Annotated in this window: 15 protein-coding genes; 11 read left to right on the top strand and 4 right to left on the bottom strand. The window is 71.0% G+C overall.

Translation table 11 applies throughout. The features are described 5' to 3' along the window. Window positions 1–112: 112 nt before the first annotated feature. The 7 genes from rsmD to mutM all read left to right on the top strand — a co-directional run bounded on the left by rsmD (window position 113) and on the right by mutM (window position 5302). A complete protein-coding gene (rsmD, locus tag ACIP5K_RS28835; protein ID WP_401414160.1) occupies window positions 113–709 on the top strand; it encodes a 16S rRNA (guanine(966)-N(2))-methyltransferase RsmD in 597 nt (198 codons plus the stop codon). Window positions 710–735: 26 nt separating this feature from the next. Continuing rightward, entirely contained in the window at window positions 736–1215 is a 480-nt protein-coding gene (gene coaD / locus ACIP5K_RS28830) for a pantetheine-phosphate adenylyltransferase (RefSeq protein WP_401414159.1), read from the top strand. Between the two features lie 91 nt (window positions 1216–1306). Continuing rightward, window positions 1307–2440, top strand: coding sequence for an ATP synthase F0 subunit B (locus tag ACIP5K_RS28825; RefSeq protein ID WP_401414214.1), 1134 nt, complete (start codon window positions 1307–1309; stop codon window positions 2438–2440). A 214-nt stretch (window positions 2441–2654) separates the two neighbouring features. Next, window positions 2655–3293, top strand: coding sequence for a YceD family protein (locus tag ACIP5K_RS28820; RefSeq protein WP_401414212.1), 639 nt, complete (start codon window positions 2655–2657; stop codon window positions 3291–3293). 2 nt (window positions 3294–3295) lie between these two features. Further along, complete coding sequence (rpmF, locus tag ACIP5K_RS28815) at window positions 3296–3469, top strand: 50S ribosomal protein L32 (RefSeq protein ID WP_030361955.1); 174 nt, start codon at window positions 3296–3298, stop codon at window positions 3467–3469. A gap of 7 nt (window positions 3470–3476) precedes the next feature. Continuing rightward, window positions 3477–4283 (top strand): ribonuclease III, encoded by an 807-nt coding sequence (gene rnc / locus ACIP5K_RS28810; protein WP_401414158.1) that lies wholly within the window; start codon window positions 3477–3479, stop codon window positions 4281–4283. A 158-nt stretch (window positions 4284–4441) separates the two neighbouring features. After that, on the top strand, window positions 4442–5302 hold the full coding sequence (gene mutM / locus ACIP5K_RS28805; protein WP_401414157.1) for a bifunctional DNA-formamidopyrimidine glycosylase/DNA-(apurinic or apyrimidinic site) lyase: 861 nt from the start codon (window positions 4442–4444) through the stop codon (window positions 5300–5302). Here the strand turns inward: mutM and ACIP5K_RS28800 are convergent. Together ACIP5K_RS28800 and ACIP5K_RS28795 are read right to left on the bottom strand one after the other, a co-directional pair. After that, a complete protein-coding gene (locus ACIP5K_RS28800; RefSeq protein ID WP_401414155.1) occupies window positions 5275–5691 on the bottom strand; it encodes a winged helix-turn-helix transcriptional regulator in 417 nt (138 codons plus the stop codon). The genes mutM and ACIP5K_RS28800 overlap by 28 nt on opposite strands. A gap of 85 nt (window positions 5692–5776) precedes the next feature. Further along, the gene (locus ACIP5K_RS28795) at window positions 5777–7000 is read right to left on the bottom strand and encodes a CAP domain-containing protein (RefSeq protein WP_401414153.1); all 1224 of its coding nucleotides are present in this window, start codon (window positions 6998–7000) and stop codon (window positions 5777–5779) included. Between the two features lie 136 nt (window positions 7001–7136). On the opposite strand from ACIP5K_RS28795, the gene ACIP5K_RS28790 reads away from it, so the two are divergent. From ACIP5K_RS28790 to ACIP5K_RS28775, 4 genes are all read left to right on the top strand, one after another. After that, complete coding sequence (locus tag ACIP5K_RS28790) at window positions 7137–7418, top strand: acylphosphatase (RefSeq protein WP_401414150.1); 282 nt, start codon at window positions 7137–7139, stop codon at window positions 7416–7418. A gap of 392 nt (window positions 7419–7810) precedes the next feature. Further along, window positions 7811–8011, top strand: a complete 201-nt coding sequence (locus tag ACIP5K_RS28785) for a hypothetical protein (protein ID WP_111668230.1) — start codon at window positions 7811–7813, stop codon at window positions 8009–8011. 254 nt (window positions 8012–8265) lie between these two features. Further along, window positions 8266–12081, top strand: coding sequence for an AAA family ATPase (locus ACIP5K_RS28780; RefSeq protein ID WP_401414148.1), 3816 nt, complete (start codon window positions 8266–8268; stop codon window positions 12079–12081). 254 nt (window positions 12082–12335) lie between these two features. After that, window positions 12336–13751: a sugar porter family MFS transporter gene (locus ACIP5K_RS28775; protein ID WP_401414146.1), complete on the top strand. Its 1416-nt coding sequence runs from the start codon at window positions 12336–12338 to the stop codon at window positions 13749–13751. A 121-nt stretch (window positions 13752–13872) separates the two neighbouring features. Here ACIP5K_RS28775 and ACIP5K_RS28770 read toward each other — a convergent pair whose 3' ends face one another. Both ACIP5K_RS28770 and ACIP5K_RS28765 read right to left on the bottom strand, forming a co-directional pair. Next, window positions 13873–14847, bottom strand: a complete 975-nt coding sequence (locus ACIP5K_RS28770; RefSeq protein WP_401414144.1) for an LLM class flavin-dependent oxidoreductase — start codon at window positions 14845–14847, stop codon at window positions 13873–13875. A 55-nt stretch (window positions 14848–14902) separates the two neighbouring features. Beyond that, window positions 14903–16360, bottom strand: coding sequence for a cytosine permease (locus ACIP5K_RS28765; RefSeq protein ID WP_401414142.1), 1458 nt, complete (start codon window positions 16358–16360; stop codon window positions 14903–14905). Window positions 16361–16497: the final 137 nt, after the last annotated feature.

Genomic DNA, 16497 nt, shown 5'->3' with positions numbered 1-16497 from the left:
CGCAGCGCCCGCCCCGCACCGGGCCGCCGCCCGGGAAGCGGACCCCCGGCCCGCCCTGACACACTGGACCCCCACTGACCAGCACGACGACGAACAAGGACCGGGACCCGAGATGACCCGCGTGATTGCCGGGCGCGCCGGCGGACGCCGCCTGGCCGTGCCGCCGGGGAACGGCACCCGCCCCACCTCCGACCGGGCGCGCGAGGGCCTCTTCTCCACCTGGCAGGCCCTGCTCGGCACCCTCGACGGCACCCGCATCGCCGACCTCTACGCCGGGTCGGGCGCCGTCGGCCTGGAAGCCCTCTCGCGCGGCGCCGCGCACGCCCTGCTCGTCGAGGCCGACGCGCGAGCCGCCCGCACCGTCCGCGAGAACATCAAGGCGCTCGGCCTGCCCGGCGCCGAGGCGCGGACCGGCAAAGCGGAACAAGTCGTCGCGGGCCCGCCGCCGGCCACACCCTACGACCTGGTCTTTCTCGACCCCCCGTACGCCGTCTCCGACGACGATCTTCGGGAGATCCTGCTCACACTCCGGACTCAGGGCTGGCTCGCGGACGAAGCGCTCGTCACCGTTGAACGCAGCACCAGAGGCGGCGAATTCCGGTGGCCCGACGGGTTCGAGGGACTGAGGTCCCGGCGTTACGGCGAGGGCACGTTTTGGTACGGTCGCGCCGCCTTGAACACCACCCTCACGTGCGACGACGCACGATGACCGGACCGGAGAGCGAGGGACTTCCCGTGCGCCGCGCAGTCTGTCCCGGGTCGTTCGACCCCATCACCAACGGCCACCTCGACATCATCGCCCGCGCCTCGAAGCTGTACGACGTGGTGCATGTCGCGGTGATGATCAACCAGTCCAAGCAGGGACTCTTCACCGTCGACGAGCGCATCGAGCTGATCCGCGAGGTCACCGCCGAGTTCGGCAACGTCGAGGTGGAGGCCTTCCACGGCCTCCTCGTCGACTTCTGCAAGCAGCGCGACATCCCCGCCATCGTGAAGGGCCTGCGGGCCGTCAGCGACTTCGACTACGAGTTGCAGATGGCCCAGATGAACATCGGCCTCTCCGGCGTGGAGACGCTCTTCGTCCCCACCAACCCCACCTACAGCTTCCTGTCCTCCTCGCTCGTCAAGGAGGTCGCGGCCTGGGGCGGCGACGTGTCGCACCTGGTCCCGCCGGTGGTGCACGCGTCACTGACCGAGCGCCTCCCCAAGAAGTGACACGCACACACCAGTTGGGCATACAGTCGTCCCGTCCGTCTCCAACACCCCTCACACCCCTGTGAGCAGACGAGAGAGTGGCGAGCACACGGTGGACGTGCAGAAGAAGCTCGACGAGATCGTCGCCGCGGTCGGCAACGCCCGCTCCATGCCCATGTCGGCCTCCTGCGTGGTCAACCGCGCCGACCTGCTCTCGATGCTCGAAGAAGTGCGCCAGGCGCTGCCCGGCTCGCTCGCGCAGGCCCAGGAGCTGATCGGCGGCCGCGAACAGATGGTCGAGCAGGCCCGCGCCGAGGCGGACCGGATCATCGAGACCGCGCACGCCGAGCGCGGCACCCTGATCTCGGACACCGAGATCGCCCGCCGCTCGCAGAACGAGGCGGACCGCATCCTCGCCGAGGCCCAGCAGGAGGCCGAGGAGGTGCGCGCGGAGGCCGACGACTACGTCGACTCCAAGCTCGCCAACTTCGAGGTCGTCCTCACCAAGACCCTCGGCTCGGTCGGCCGCGGCCGCGAGAAGCTGCTCGGCACCGGCCCGGGCGCCGACGACCAGGGCTACGTGGACCCCGAACTGGACGACGCCCCCGAGCGCAGCCACGACCCCGAGACGCTGCGCCGCGACGCCGACGCCTACGTGGACGTCAAGCTCGGCGCCTTCGAGGCGGTGCTCGCCAAGACCCTGGAGGCCGTCGGCAAGGGCCGGCAGAAGCTGCACGGCCGCCTCGCCAGCGACGACCTGGGCGCGCTGCACCTGGACGGCGAGGGCGGCGCGCAGGCGCACACCAGCGACGCCGACTACCTCGCGGGCCTCGCCGACATCGGCGGCCAGGGCGTCCGGCCCGCCCCGCAGGAGCCCCAGGCCCCGCAGACCGCCCCGCAGATCCCGGCCCAGCAGCCCGCGTACGCGCAGGACGTCCAGGACCTCCAGCAGGACCAGTACGGGTACCAGCAGCAGCCCCAGCCGTACGGGCAGCAGGACCCCTATGCCGTGTACCAGCAGCAGGATCCGTACGGCTACCAGCAGCAGGACCCGTACGCGGCCCAGCAGGCCCAGCAGGCCCAGCAGGCCCACCAGGCCCAGCAGGACCAGTACGCGTACGGCTACCAGCAGGAGGCCCAGCAGCCCCAGGCCGGCGCGCTCGACGAGACCAGCCTCTTCGACACCAGCATGATCAGCATGGATCAGGTGCGGGAGTACGAGCGGCAGTACGACCAGGGCCACTGAGCCCGGCCGCGACCCCGCCCCGCCCCCGCCGTGCCCCTGCCGCACAAGGGGGCCGGGACCGGATTGGGCCGTGAGCGAATGGTCCAGTATCCTGGCTCTTCGGTCGCGCGTACACGTGCGTTCCGAGCTGCCCGGAACGGTTCCCCGGATCTCCGGGGGCGGCCGCTCCCCGGAGCTTCTTCACGAGCCTCGAAGATCGAAAGCAGGACCAGCCCTGAATACCCACCTCGACCACCGCAACCCTCTTGTGTTCGACACACACGAGCTGGGTCGGCGTCCTGGTGCCATGCAGCGGCTGGCCCGCACGGTCGACGCTCCCAAGGACTTCGGTATCCAGGGAGTCATCGCGGTGCCGGAAGGCGCCCCGGTGGAGATCGAGCTCCGCCTGGAGTCGGTCATGGATGGTGTGCTCGTCACAGGCACCGCCCGTGCATCGGCCGAGGGGGAGTGCGTAAGGTGTCTGGAGCCGCTCGACCTCGAGGTCGACGCGGACTTCCAGGAGATGTTCTCGTACCCTGACGCCGACGACCGGGGCCGCGTGAAGGCGGAACCGGGCGACGACGCCGAGGACGACGAGGACAGGCTCTTTCTCGAGGACGGACTGTTCGACCTCGAGCCTGTGCTGCGTGATGCGGTGGTGCTCGCACTGCCGATGCAGCCGGTGTGCCAGGAAGACTGCGAGGGTCTGTGCTCCGAATGCGGAGTGCGGCTCTCGGACCACCCGGGCCACCACCACGACGCCGTCGACATCCGTTGGGCGGCATTGCAGGGACTCGCTGGCACCGTCCAGGACGGCGAGAAGGACGAGATGAGCGGCGCCGAAGCGGGCGTCGACGAGAAGCAGGAGAAGTAGCCGTGGCTGTTCCGAAGCGGAAGATGTCGCGCAGCAACACGCGCCACCGCCGGTCGCAGTGGAAGGCTGCGGTCCCCACCCTGGTTTCGTGTGAGCGTTGCCAGGAGCCCAAGCTGCAGCACATCGCGTGCCCCGCTTGCGGCACCTACAACAAGCGCCAGGTCCTCGAGGTCTGAGCGGCTGGTGAGAGGCACAGTGGCTAGCCAGAAATCGGCGGAGGACGCCAAGAAGAAGGCGGACACCACAGCCTCGTCCCACACGCTTCTGGAAGGGCGGCTCGGGTACAAACTCGAGTCCGCCCTTCTGGTGCGTGCCCTGACGCACCGCTCGTACGCGTACGAGAACGGTGGCCTGCCGACCAACGAGCGGCTGGAGTTCCTCGGGGACTCCGTGCTCGGACTGGTCGTCACGGACACCCTCTACCGAACCCACCCCGATCTGCCCGAAGGCCAGCTGGCCAAGCTGCGGGCCGCGGTGGTCAATTCGCGTGCGCTGGCGGAGGTCAGCCGAGGGCTCGACCTGGGTTCCTTCATCCGGCTCGGCCGGGGTGAAGAGGGCACGGGCGGCCGGGACAAGGCGTCCATTCTCGCCGACACCCTTGAAGCGGTGATCGGCGCCGTCTATCTCGACCAGGGCCTCGACGCGGCGGGCGAGCTGGTACACCGGCTCTTCGACCCGCTGATCGAGAAGTCCTCGAACCTGGGTGCCGGCCTGGACTGGAAGACCAGTCTCCAGGAGCTCACGGCGACCGAGGGGCTCGGCGTTCCCGAGTACCTGGTCTCCGAGACCGGTCCGGATCACGAGAAGACCTTCACTGCTGCCGCCCGCGTCGGAGGCGTCTCGTACGGCACCGGCACCGGCCGCAGCAAGAAGGAAGCGGAGCAGCAGGCCGCGGAATCCGCGTGGCGTGCGATTCGCGCCGCCGCGGACGAGCGGGCCGAGGCCGCCGCGTCCGAGGGGGCGGGTGCCGACAGCGCCCCCGGGGCGTAGTCGTCCGTTTCCTTGAGCGCCCGTTCCCGCCGGCTCACACCGGTGGGGGCGGGCGCTTCTGTTGTCGCCGTCCGTGCGGTCGTGGTGGCCGATCCCGGTTTTCCGCCCCTCCTGAGGGGCGCGATACGCTCGGCCCAGCCCACGATCTGGAGGTTCCCGTGCCCGAGCTGCCCGAAGTCGAAGTGGTGCGGCGCGGGCTCGCCCGGTGGGTGGCACGGCGGACCGTGGCCGATGCCGAGGTGCGGCATCCGCGCGCCGTGCGCCGGCACATCGCGGGCGGCGAGGACTTCGCACACCGCCTCAAGGGGCAGCGCATCGGCGAGCCGAGCCGCCGCGGCAAGTACCTGTGGCTGCCGCTGGAGACCACCCACACCGCGGTCCTCGCGCACCTCGGCATGAGCGGGCAGCTGCTGGTGCAGCCGCACGACGCCCCGGACGAGAAGCACCTGCGGATCCGGGTCCGGTTCGCCGACGACCTCGGCACCGAGCTGCGCTTCGTCGACCAGCGCACCTTCGGTGGCCTGTCCCTGCACGACACCACGCCCGACGGGCTGCCCGACGTCATCGCGCACATCGCCCGCGACCCGCTCGACCCGCTCTTCGACGACGCCGCGTTCCACGACGCCCTGCGCCGCAAGCGCACCACCGTCAAGCGCGCGCTGCTCGACCAGTCCCTCATCAGCGGCGTCGGCAACATCTACGCGGACGAAGCGCTCTGGCGCGCGAAGCTGCACTACGAGCGCCCCACCGCCACCTTCACGCGCCCGCGCACGGCGGAACTCCTCGGCCACATCAGGGACGTGATGAACGCGGCGCTGTCGGTCGGCGGCACCAGCTTCGACTCGCTCTACGTCAACGTGAACGGGGAGTCGGGATACTTCGACCGGTCCCTCGACGCGTACGGCAGGGAGGGGCTGCCCTGCCGGCGGTGTGCCACGCCGATGCTGCGCCGCCCGTGGATGAACCGGTCCAGCTACTTCTGCCCGCGCTGTCAGCGGCCGCCGCGCGTCGTGTCGTAGCGCTCCCGCGCGACCAGCACGTCGTCCATGCGGCCCTCGACGAACTCGATGAGCGCCAGCAGCCGGCCGGCCACCTCGTGCCCCAGCGTGGTGAGTTCGTAGTCGACGCGCGGCGGATTCGTCGGCTGCGCCTCGCGGTGCACCAGGCCGTCGCGCTCCAGCGCCTGGAGCGTCTGGGACAGCATCTTCTCGCTCACGCCGTCGACCCGGCGGCGCAGCTCGTTGAAGCGGAACGAGCCCTCGTGCAGCGCCCCGAGGGTGAGCGCGCCCCAGCGTCCCGTCACATGTTCGAGGGTGCCGCGCGACGGACAGGCCCGGGCGAACACGTCGTAGGCGCGGTCGCTGTCGTGCGCGTCGGCCGTGACGGTTGCGCTGTCGGTCGTGGTCATACCCGCAGCATACTCTCGGTTAGCGCGCCCCCAGAGGGGGCGCTAACCGGGAGTAAGTGGGAGGAGGGGACGGGCGGAGGGGGGCCTAGTACCCGAAGTCCTGCGTCCACCAGGGGCCGCCGGAACCGAAGTGGACGCCGACGCCGAGGGTCTTGAAGTCGCAGTTGAGGATGTTCGCCCGGTGGCCCTCGCTGTTCATCCAGGCATCCATCACGGCCTGCGCGTCGGCCTGCCCGCGGGCGATGTTCTCGCCGCCCAGATTGGTGATCCCGGCCTTCTTGGCGCGGTCCCATGGCGAGGCGCCGTCCGGGTCCGTGTGGTCGAAGAAGTTCCGCTCGGCCATGTCCTCGCTGAAGGCGCCCGCCAGCGCGGCGAGCCGGCTGTCCGCCGTCACCGGGGAGCAGCCGACCTTGGCGCGCTCCTGGTTGACGAGCGTGAGTACCTGGGACGCGGCCGCCGACTCGTCGGAGGTGGTCGTGGCCGCCCGCGCGGCGGGAGCGGCGGGCTTCGCCGGGGCGGACGTCGACGGGCTCGCCGGCTTCGGCTTCGCGTCCGTGGCGGAGGTCTTCTTCTCCTGCGGCGCCTGTGACGCCTTCGCCGACGGCTCGGCCGACTCGGCGGACTTCGAGGGCGCGGCGGACGGGGAGGACGAACGCTGGGCGTCACGGCTCGCGGCGGACTGCGACGCGCGGTCCTCGACCGTGCCGTCGGTGCCGCCCTGCGCCTCGACGCTGGGGGAGGAGCCGGCGGCCCGCACCTTGTTGCCGCCGTGGTCGTCGCCGAGCTTGAAGGTGTCCGTGCCCGGGATCAGCCCCGAGGCCACCGCGACCGCGCCCATGGCCACGCACGCCGAGACGCCGAGCAGCCCGGTGCGCAGCGGGACGCCGTCCCGCTTCTTGCGGCGGCGGTGGGCGTGCCCGCGCGGCGCCTCGCCGGACCCGCCGGCCGCGGACACGATGCCGTACTCGGCGGTGACGGTCTCGTCCTGCGGCGCGTACGACTCCCGCGGCGCGTACGACTCCCGCGACGTGTACGGGGAAGCGGGCGCGTGCGGCGCGGTGGAGGTGTACGAAGTGCCGGCGTACGAGGAGGTGGGCGCCGGTGCGTAGGGGTGCGCCGGGGAGTGCGCGGCGTGCCCGGGGTGTGAGGGGTACGCGGAGGTCTGCTCCTCGTACGCCCCGGCGTGATCAACGTCGTACGCCGCGCCGTATTCTTCGGTGTACCGGCCCTCGGAGTGCTGCTCCTCCGGAGTGCCCGTGGCGCGGCCCGTGGCGGCGCTGCCGGCGTCGGAGCGTCGGTGGCGTCCCATGTTTGTGGCCTTCCTCGATCCTCGCGGTGGTCGATGCGACTCGCCCGTACGGGTGAGGCTCATCGGTCCGCGACGGTACCCCAGAACGCAAGGGGACGAAGTGCTCAGTGAGCATTTGGCCGGTTAGCGTGCAGCCATGAATGAAGATGTGCGCCTGGTCGCGTGGGTGCGAGGACGCGTCCAACGTGTGGGTTTCCGCTGGTTCACGCGGGCGAGGGCCCTGGAGATCGGCGGCCTGAGTGGTTTTGCTCTCAATTTGGACGACGGCCGCGTGCAGGTGGTCGCCGAGGGGCCGCGCGCGGCCTGCCGGCAGCTGCTCGAATGGCTCCACGGCGACGACACACCCGGCCGTGTCGACGGTGTCACCGAGATCTGGGACACACCCCGCGGCGGCTACGACGGGTTCGCGATTCGCTGAACCGTCGTCGTGGAGGCCGCGGACGCGCCGGGCCCCGAGGGGCGGCGAACAACTGCTCCGGGCAGAAACGCCCTGGTGGTTGCCAATACGGGGCAGGCGTGGCAGGCTCCCGAGGTACGGATGATCTCCACACCCCCAGGGCCCCGACGGTCAGGCCGCGCCGCACGATCCATGGCGCAGAGCCCCCGGGATGCCCGCCAATACGGGGTGTGATCGTGTTGACCGTCAAACTTTTTGGTGAGACTCTGGAATCCCCGCGCACCTTAGCTGTTTGGCATGTGAGAACGGCCAGCAAGACAACAAGTGCCAGGCATTGCGGGTGCGTTTTCCCTCTCGACCCTCACGACCCACCATCGCTACGGTCGGTCACTCAGTGTGGAGGACCATCCATCATGGCAAAGGCGCTTCTCGGTTACGTCGGCGGCAGCGACCCGCGACTCCTCGCCGAGATGCGACGGCTCCAGCAGCGTGTCCAGGACCTGGAATCCGAGCTCGGCAGGATCCAGGCGGAGAACGACGCGCTCGCGGCTGCCGCTTCTCACGACGCTCTCATCGAGGTCGACGTACCCCAGGCGGAGCCGGCGCTCACCTGACCGCATCAGTCACCGCACGCGGTCCGGAGCTGTTCGTCACCACCGCTTGACAGAGCAACGCAACAGATATGCAAGGGACGCTTCGGCGTCCCTTCTTTCTTCCCTCCCGGCCCGCACGGCCACCACGGCCCGCTCCGGTCTGTGAGCCCCCGCGCACCGAAGCGCTTTCTCATCATCTGATGTGCCCTGCACCTTCATCGGTGAAACCGTGGGTTCATGGAGTGAGACAGGGGCGCCCGGTAAAGTCCGACGGCGTGCACCTCAAGGCTCTGACCCTGCGCGGGTTCAAATCGTTCGCCTCGGCCACCACGCTGCGGTTCGAGCCCGGCATCACCTGTGTCGTGGGCCCCAACGGTTCGGGCAAGTCCAATGTCGTGGACGCCCTGAGCTGGGTCATGGGCGAGCAGGGTGCCAAGTCGCTGCGCGGCGGCAAGATGGAGGACGTCATCTTCGCCGGCACCACCGGCAGGCCGCCGCTCGGCCGCGCCGAGGTGTCGCTCACCATCGACAACTCCGACGGCGCGCTGCCCATCGACTACGCCGAGGTCACCATCACGCGGATCATGTTCCGCAACGGTGGCAGCGAGTACCAGATCAACGGCGACACGTGCCGCCTCCTCGACATCCAGGACCTGCTGTCCGACTCCGGCATCGGCCGCGAGATGCACGTCATCGTCGGCCAGGGCCGGCTCGACTCCGTCCTGCACGCCGACCCCATGGGCCGCCGCGCCTTCATCGAGGAGGCCGCCGGCGTCCTCAAGCACCGCAAGCGCAAGGAGAAGGCGCTGCGGAAGCTGGACGCGATGCAGGCCAATCTCTCCCGCGTCCAGGACCTCACCGACGAACTGCGGCGGCAGCTCAAGCCGCTCGGCCGGCAGGCGGCCGTCGCCCGCCGGGCCGCCGTCATCCAGGCCGACCTGCGCGACGCGCGCCTGCGGCTGCTCGCCGACGACCTCGTACGGCTGCGGGAAGCGCTCAGCGCCGAGGTGGCCGATGAGGCCGAGCTCAAGCGGCGCAAGGAGAGCGCGGAGGACGAGCTGAAGAAGGCCCTGCTGCGCGAGGGGCAGCTGGAGGACGAGGTCCGGCAGCTCACTCCGCGGCTCCAGCGGGCCCAGCAGACATGGGTGGGGCTGACGCAGCTCGCCGAGCGCGTACGCGGGACGGTCTCGCTGGCCGACGCGCGCGTGCAGAGCGCCCGGTCCGCGCCGGCCGAGGAGCGGCGTGGCCGCGACCCTGAGGACCTCGAACGCGAGGCCGCCCGGGTGCGCGAACAGGAGGCGGAACTGGAGGCCGCCCTGGAAGCGGCGCAGACCGCCCTCGACGAGACGGTCTCGCACCGTGCCGACCTGGAGCGCGAACTGGCGGTCGAGGAGCGCCGGCTCAAGGACGTCGCCCGTGCCATCGCCGACCGCCGCGAGGGCCTGGCCCGCTTGCAGGGACAGGTCAACGCGGCGCGGTCGCGGGCCGCCTCCGCCCAGGCCGAGATCGACCGGCTGGCCGCCGCGCGTGACGGCGCGCAGCAGCGGTCCGCGGCGGCGCAGGAGGAGTACGAGCAGCTCAAGGCCGAGGTCGACGGGCTCGACGCGGGCGACGAGGAGCTGGGGGCGCGCCTGGACGAGGCGAAGACCGGGCTCGCCGACGCCGAGTCGGCGCTGTCCGCGGCCCGGGAGGCCGCCACCTCGGCCGAGCGCAGGCGCGCCGCACTCGCCGCCCGGCACGAGGCGCTGGCGCTCGGGCTGCGCAGGAAGGACGGGACGGGGGCGCTGCTCGGTGCGCAGGAGCGGCTGGGCGGACTGCTCGGCCCCGCCGCCGAACTGCTGTCCGTGACGCCGGGGTTCGAGGTGCCCGTGGCGGCGGCCTTCGGGGCCGCCGCCGACGCCGTCGCCGTGACCTCCCCGACCGCCGCCGCCGAAGCGATCCGCCTCCTGCGCAAGCAGGACGCCGGCCGGGCCGCCCTGCTGCTGGCGGGGGACGCCCTCGGCGAGAAGGAGGAGGACCTGGCCGACGTCCGGGGGAGCGCACCCGGCACCCCGCCCAACCCGGCCACTCCGGCCACTCCGGCCACTCCGGCCACTCCGGCCATCCCGGCCACCGCGTACGAAGCCGCCGGGCCCGGCACCCCTTCCGACGCGACCGGACCCGGCACCCCGTACGGCGCCGCCGGACCGGGCACCCCTTCCGACGCGACCGGACCCGGCACCCCGTACGACGCAGCCGGGCCCACCACCCCGTACGACGCCGCCGGTCCCACCACCCCGCCCCGCGCCGCCGACCTCGTCCGTGGCCCGTCCGAGCTGCTGCCAGCCGTGCGCAGGCTGCTGCGCGGCATCGTTGTCGTGGGAACGCTGGAGGACGCCGAGGACCTGGTCTACGCGCGGCCCGAGCTGACCGCGGTGACCGCCGAGGGCGATCTGCTCGGAGCGCACTTCGCCCAGGGCGGTTCCGCCGGGGCGCCCAGCCTCCTGGAGGTCCAGGCGTCCGTCGACGAGGCCGCCGCCGAGCTGGAGCGGCTGGCCGCGCAGTGCGAGGAGCTGGCCGAGGTGCAGCACGCGGCGGGGGAGCGGCGCCGGGAGTGCGCCGCGCTCGTCGAGGAGCTGGGGCAGACCCAGCGCGCCGTTGAGCGGGAGCGATCGGGCCGGGCCCAGCAGCTCGGGCGGCTCGCCGGACAGGCCCGGGGTGCGGCGGGCGAGGCCGAGCGCAGCGCGGCCGCGGCGGCCAAGGCGCAGGACGCGCTGGAGAAGGCCGCCGTGGACGCGGAGGAGCTGGCCGAGCGGCTCGCGGTCGCCGAGGAGCAGTCCGCCTACGGCGACGGGGGCGACGAGGAGCCGGACACGTCCGTGCGCGACCGGCTCTCCGCCGACGGGGCCAACGCCCGGCAGACCGAGATGGAGGCCCGCCTCCAGGCGCGGACGCACGAGGAGCGGGTCAAGGGCCTGGCGGGTCGGGCCGACTCGCTCGACCGGGCGGCCCGCGCCGAACGCGAGGCACGCGCGCGTGCCGAGCGGCAGCGGGCCCGGCTCCGGCACGAGGCCGAGGTCGCCGAGGCCGTGGCGTCCGGCGCCCGGCAGCTGCTCGCGCACGTCGAGATCTCCATCGCCCGGGCCGACGAGGAGCGCACCCTCGCCGAACGCGCCAAGGCGGTGCGGGAACAGGAGCTCGTCGCCGAGCGGGGGCGGGGCCGCGATCTGAAGGCGGAACTCGACAGACTCACGGATTCAGTTCACCGCGGCGAGGTACTAGGAGCGGAGAAGCGGCTGCGGATCGAGCAGCTGGAGACCAAGGCGCTGGAGGAACTCGGTGTCGAACCGGCCGGACTCGTCGCGGACTACGGTCCCGGCCTGCCCGTGCCGCCCTCGCTCCCCGCCGAGGGCGAGGAACTGCCGGACGACCCGGAGGACCCGCGCAACAAGCCGCGCCCCTTCGTCCGTTCGGAGCAGGAGAAGCGGCTCAAGTCCGCCGAGCGCGCCTATCAGCAGCTGGGCAAGGTCAACCCCCTTGCGCTGGAGGAGTTCGCGGCGCTCGAAGAGCGCCACAAGTTCCTCAGCGAGCAGCTGGAGGACCTGAAGAAGACCCGGATCGACCTCCTTCAAGTGGTGAAGGAGGTGGACGAGCGGGTCGAGCAGGTCTTCACCGAGGCGTACCGGGACACGGCCCGGGAGTTCGAGGGCGTCTTCAGCCGGCTGTTCCCGGGTGGTGAGGGGCGGCTGATCCTGACCGATCCCGACAACATGCTCACCACGGGCGTGGACGTCGAGGCCCGCCCGCCGGGCAAGAAGGTCAAGCGGCTGAGCCTGCTCTCCGGCGGCGAACGCTCGCTGACCGCGGTGGCGATGCTGGTCTCCATCTTCAAGGCGCGGCCCAGCCCGTTCTACGTGATGGACGAGGTCGAGGCCGCCCTCGACGACACCAACCTGCAACGTCTGATCCGGATCATGCAGGAGTTGCAGGAGGCCTCGCAGCTCATCGTGATCACGCACCAGAAGCGCACGATGGAGGTCGCCGACGCGCTGTACGGCGTCTCCATGCAGGGCGACGGGGTGTCGAAGGTGATCAGCCAGCGGCTGCGGTAGGGCCGGTGCCGAGCGGAGCGGCGGCGGTTTCCGACGTCTCCGGCAGCCGATTGCATGTGTTCAACACTTGAACGCAAAGCTCCTCTGTTGTGCTCAAAATTCACAGCACCCCGACTATTGACTTCGAAACTTGAAGGCATAGTCTCTGCAACGTTGCTTTTACCTTCAGGTGGTGGGCCACGTCAGGTTGTGCGCCACTGGAAGGGCTCTCGCCCCCACCCCCGGCAGCGAAGCCGGTGGCCCGAGGAGTACACGTGACCGATACAGCGGCACCCAATTCCGGAGCCCGGGACGCTCATCCCGAGCATCTGGGCCATGTCATCTTCATCGCGGCCGCGGCCGCGATGGGCGGCTTCCTCTTCGGCTACGACAGTTCCGTGATCAACGGCGCCGTCGAGGCCATCCGCGACCGGTACGACATCGGCTCCGCCGCGCTCGCACAGGTGATCGCCATCGCCCTGATCGGCTGTGCCATCGGCGCCGCCACCGCGGGCCGGATCGCCGACCGCATCGGGCGCATCCGCTGCATGCAGATCGCGGCGGTCCTGTTCACCATCAGCGCCGTCGGTTCGGCGCTGCCCTTCGCGCTGTGGGACCTCGCCTTCTGGCGGATCATCGGCGGCTTCGCCATCGGCATGGCCTCGGTCATCGGCCCGGCGTACATCGCCGAGGTCGCCCCGCCCGCCTACCGCGGCCGGCTCGGCTCCTTCCAGCAGGCGGCGATCGTCGTCGGCATCGCCATCTCCCAGCTCGTCAACTGGGGCCTGCTGAACGCCGCCGACGGCGACCAGCGCGGCAAGCTGATGGGCCTCGAAGCCTGGCAGGTCATGCTCGGCGTCATGGTGATCCCGGCCCTCCTCTACGGGCTGCTCTCGTTCGCCATCCCCGAGTCGCCGCGCTTCCTGATCTCCGTCGGCAAGACCGACCGCGCCAAGAAGGTCCTCGAAGAGGTCGAAGGCAGCCGGATCGACCTCGACGCGCGCGTGAACGAGATCGAGACCGCGATGCGCAGCGAGCACAAGTCGACGTTCAAGGACCTGCTCGGCGGCGGCTTCTTCTTCAAGCCGATCGTCTGGATCGGCATCGGCCTCTCCGTCTTCCAGCAGTTCGTCGGCATCAACGTCGCGTTCTACTACTCGTCGACGCTGTGGCAGTCGGTCGGCGTCGACCCGTCGGACTCGTTCTTCTACTCGTTCACGACGTCGATCATCAACATCGTCGGTACGGTCATCGCGATGATCTTCGTGGACCGGATCGGCCGCAAGCCGCTGGCCCTGATCGGTTCCGTGGGCATGGTCGTCGGTCTCGCCCTGGAGGCGTGGGCGTTCTCGTACGACCTGGTGGACGGCAAGCTGCCGGCCACGCAGGGCTGGGTGGCGCTGGTCGCGGCCCACGTGTTCGTGCTCTTCTTCGCCCTGTCGTGGGGTGTGGTCGTCTGGGTCTTCCTCGGCGAGATGTTCCCGAACAGGCTCCGTGCCGCCGCGCTCGGTGTGGCCGCCTCGGCGCAGTGGATCGCCAACTGGGCGATCACCGCGAGCTTCCCGTCCCTGTCGGACTGGAACCTCTCGGCGACGTACATCATCTACACGGTCTTCGCCGCGCTCTCCATCCCCTTCGTGCTCAAGTTCGTGAAGGAGACCAAGGGCAAGTCCCTGGAGGAGATGGGCTGACCCGCCCGCTCCCCCTACAGCCAGGGGGGACGGCCACATCCCCCGCCGCCGTCTCCTCGCCGAACGCGCCGCCCCCGGATCCCCGGAGGCGGCGCGTTCGGTCGTCCGGGCGCGGGCCGGCTCAGCCGCCGGCGAGCGCCGGCAGCACCCGCTCGGCGAACAGCCGCAGGCTGCGCCACCCCTCCTCCAGCGGCATGCCGCCCGACAGCGGGTGCAGTACGTAGTTGTCGAGCCCCTGCGCCACGCACTCCTCGGGCGTGAGGATCCGGTAGACGCCCTCGGCGCGCAGCTCGTCGACCGTCGTGGCCCCCGACTTCACCGCCGACTTGATGTCACCCGACTGCCAGGACGCGTACGTGCGCGCCTCGTGCAGGAAGTGCGCGCCGTACTCGGCCCAGGCGCGGTCCGGGTCCTCGGAGACGTGCAGCAGCGGGGTGGTCTCGGCGGGCATCATGGTCCAGCCCTCGGTCCCGTACTCGACCAGCTTCTCCTTGTAGTACGCCTCCAGCTCCGGCAGGTGCGCGCTCGGGAAGAGCGGCAGTCCGAGCCGGGCCGCCCGGCGCGCGGCGGCCTGCGAGGAACCGCCGACCAGGAGCAGCGGATGGGGCTGGGTGAACGGCCGGGGGGTGACCCGGACCCGGCGCCCCCGGTAGGTGAACTCCTCGCCCGACCAGGCTTTCAGCAGCGTCTCCAGGAGCTCGTCCTGGAGCTTGCCGCGCCGCTTCCACTCCACGTCGAAGTGCGCGTACTCCTCGGGGCGGTAGCCGATCCCCGCGACCGTCACCAGCCGGCCGCCGCTGAGCAGGTCCAGGACGGCGATGTCCTCGGCCAGGCGCAACGGGTCGTGCAGCGGGCCGATGACCGCCGAGACCGTGACCGCGATCCGGCGGGTGGCGCCGAGGACCGCGCCGGCGAAGGTGAACGGCGAGGACAGCCAGTTGTTGGCGACGCCGTGGTGCTCCTCGGTCTGCACGGTGTCGACGCCCCGCTCGTCGGCGTACACCGCCATGGCCACGGCCGCCTGGTAGCGGGCGCCGAGCGACTCCGGGGTGCCGTCGGGGTCGACCAGGTTGAACCGTACGACGGAGACAGGCATGGAGAAGTCCCCCTTCAGCGGGCTCGGGTGAAGGGGGACGGTAGCTGACAGGGCGTCAGATAGCCATGGTCTCGGGCTCCCGGGGTGCCTCGTCGGCGGCGTCCGGAGCGGTGGTGGTGTCGGCCGGCCTGGGCAGCACGAGGTAGAGCAGGCCCGAGACGACGATCGTGACGATCCAGCCGAGACCGTACTCGCCGATGAAGTTGTTGGCGGCCAGCGGCCCGGAGAACCAGTCCGAGGAGGTGAAGAGCAGCCCCGCGGCCAGGCCCGCGGCCCAGGAGGCGACGGCGGCGGGGGAGAAGCCGCCCTGGTACCAGTAGGCGCTGGTGCGGGTGGTGTCGAGCATGGCCTTCGCGTCGTAGTGCCTGCGCGAGAACATGTCCGCGCCGAAGACGCCGACCCATGCGGAGAAGGCGACCGCGAGCAGCGACAGGAAGGCGATGAACGAGCCCATGAAGCTGGTGGCGACCAGCATCAGGACGGCGCCGAAGACCAGCGAGATGACCGCGTTCACCGAGACGGCCCAGTGGCGCGGGATCTTGAAGCCGAGGGTCTGCGCGGTGAAGCCGGCCGAGTACATCGACATGGCGTTGATCAGCAGCATGCCGACCAGCGAGATCAGCAGGTAGGGCACCGCGATCCAGGTCGGCAGCAGCTCGCCGAGGAAGGAGACGGGGTCGGCGGCCGAGGCCAGGTCGGGTGTGGAGACCGCCATGACGGCGCCCATCAGGACCATGGGCAGCACGACGATGCCCGCGCCGCCGATGGAGGTGCCGACGATTCCCCGGGAGGACGCCGTGCGCGGCAGGTACCGGGTGAAGTCGGGCGAGGAGGGGATCCAGCTGACACCACCGGCGGCGATCATGCCGATGCCCGCGACCATCAGGGAGGTCTGCCCGGCGGGCCGGTCGAAGACCGCGGACCAGTCGGTGTCGACGATCAGGTAGACCAGCACCAGGACGGAGAAGAGCCCGAAGAGGTACGTCGCGTACTTGTTGCACTTCTGTACGGCGTTGATCCCGAGCCCCGAGATCACGAAGGTGGCGACCACAAAGACGAGCAGGGTGACGACCACGAGGACGTCGTTCTTCTTGATGCCGAAGAGAATGTCGAGGATCGTCAGGACGGCGTAGGCGCCCGTCACCGCGTTGATCGTCTCCCAGCCCCAGCGGGCGATCCAGATGAGCGAGCCGGGCAGCAGATTGCCGCGCTGGCCGAAGACCGCGCGGGACAGGGCCATGCCGGGGGCGCCGCCGCGCTTGCCCGCGATGCCGATCAGGCCCACCAGGCCGTACGAGACGACGGGCGCCGCGCTCGCGACGACGAGCGCCTGCCAGAAGTTCAGCCGGTACGCCACGACGAGGCTCGCGCCCATCGTGAGCAGCAGCACGCTGATGTTGGCACCGACCCAGGTGGGGAAGAGGTCGCGGGTCCTGGCGGTGCGCTCGGAGTCGGGGACGGGCTCGAGGCCGCGCGTCTCGAGGGCGCCTTCGGCTGCGGCGGTCTTGCTCATGGCGGGGGGTTCCGTGCCTCTCGCTCGGCTCTGACGCGGGGGACGGGAGAGCCGGTGGGGTGGGGGGCGGTCCTGACGGACTCTACGCGCGTTGACGCGACCACTTCCATCGTACTTTAGTCCGAGTCATCCCCTCC

It is taken from the genome of Streptomyces sp. NPDC088785 (assembly GCF_044750685.1).
In the GTDB taxonomy this organism is placed as follows: domain Bacteria; phylum Actinomycetota; class Actinomycetes; order Streptomycetales; family Streptomycetaceae; genus Streptomyces.
This window is presented reverse-complemented; position numbering and strand designations above follow the sequence as displayed.

Bases quoted from the DNA above. Each gene is read 5' to 3' on its own strand.
- ACIP5K_RS28795 (WP_401414153.1), bottom strand. From the start codon at position 7,000: ATGGGACGCCACCGACGCTCCGACGCCGGCAGCGCCGCCACGGGCCGC.
- ACIP5K_RS28800 (WP_401414155.1), bottom strand. From the start codon at position 5,691: ATGACCACGACCGACAGCGCAACCGTCACGGCCGACGCGCACGACAGC.
- ACIP5K_RS28785 (WP_111668230.1), top strand. From the start codon at position 7,811: ATGGCAAAGGCGCTTCTCGGTTACGTCGGCGGCAGCGACCCGCGACTC.
- ACIP5K_RS28765 (WP_401414142.1), bottom strand. From the start codon at position 16,360: ATGAGCAAGACCGCCGCAGCCGAAGGCGCCCTCGAGACGCGCGGCCTC.
- ACIP5K_RS28790 (WP_401414150.1), top strand. From the start codon at position 7,137: ATGAATGAAGATGTGCGCCTGGTCGCGTGGGTGCGAGGACGCGTCCAA.
- ACIP5K_RS28770 (WP_401414144.1), bottom strand. From the start codon at position 14,847: ATGCCTGTCTCCGTCGTACGGTTCAACCTGGTCGACCCCGACGGCACC.
- rsmD (WP_401414160.1), top strand. From the start codon at position 113: ATGACCCGCGTGATTGCCGGGCGCGCCGGCGGACGCCGCCTGGCCGTG.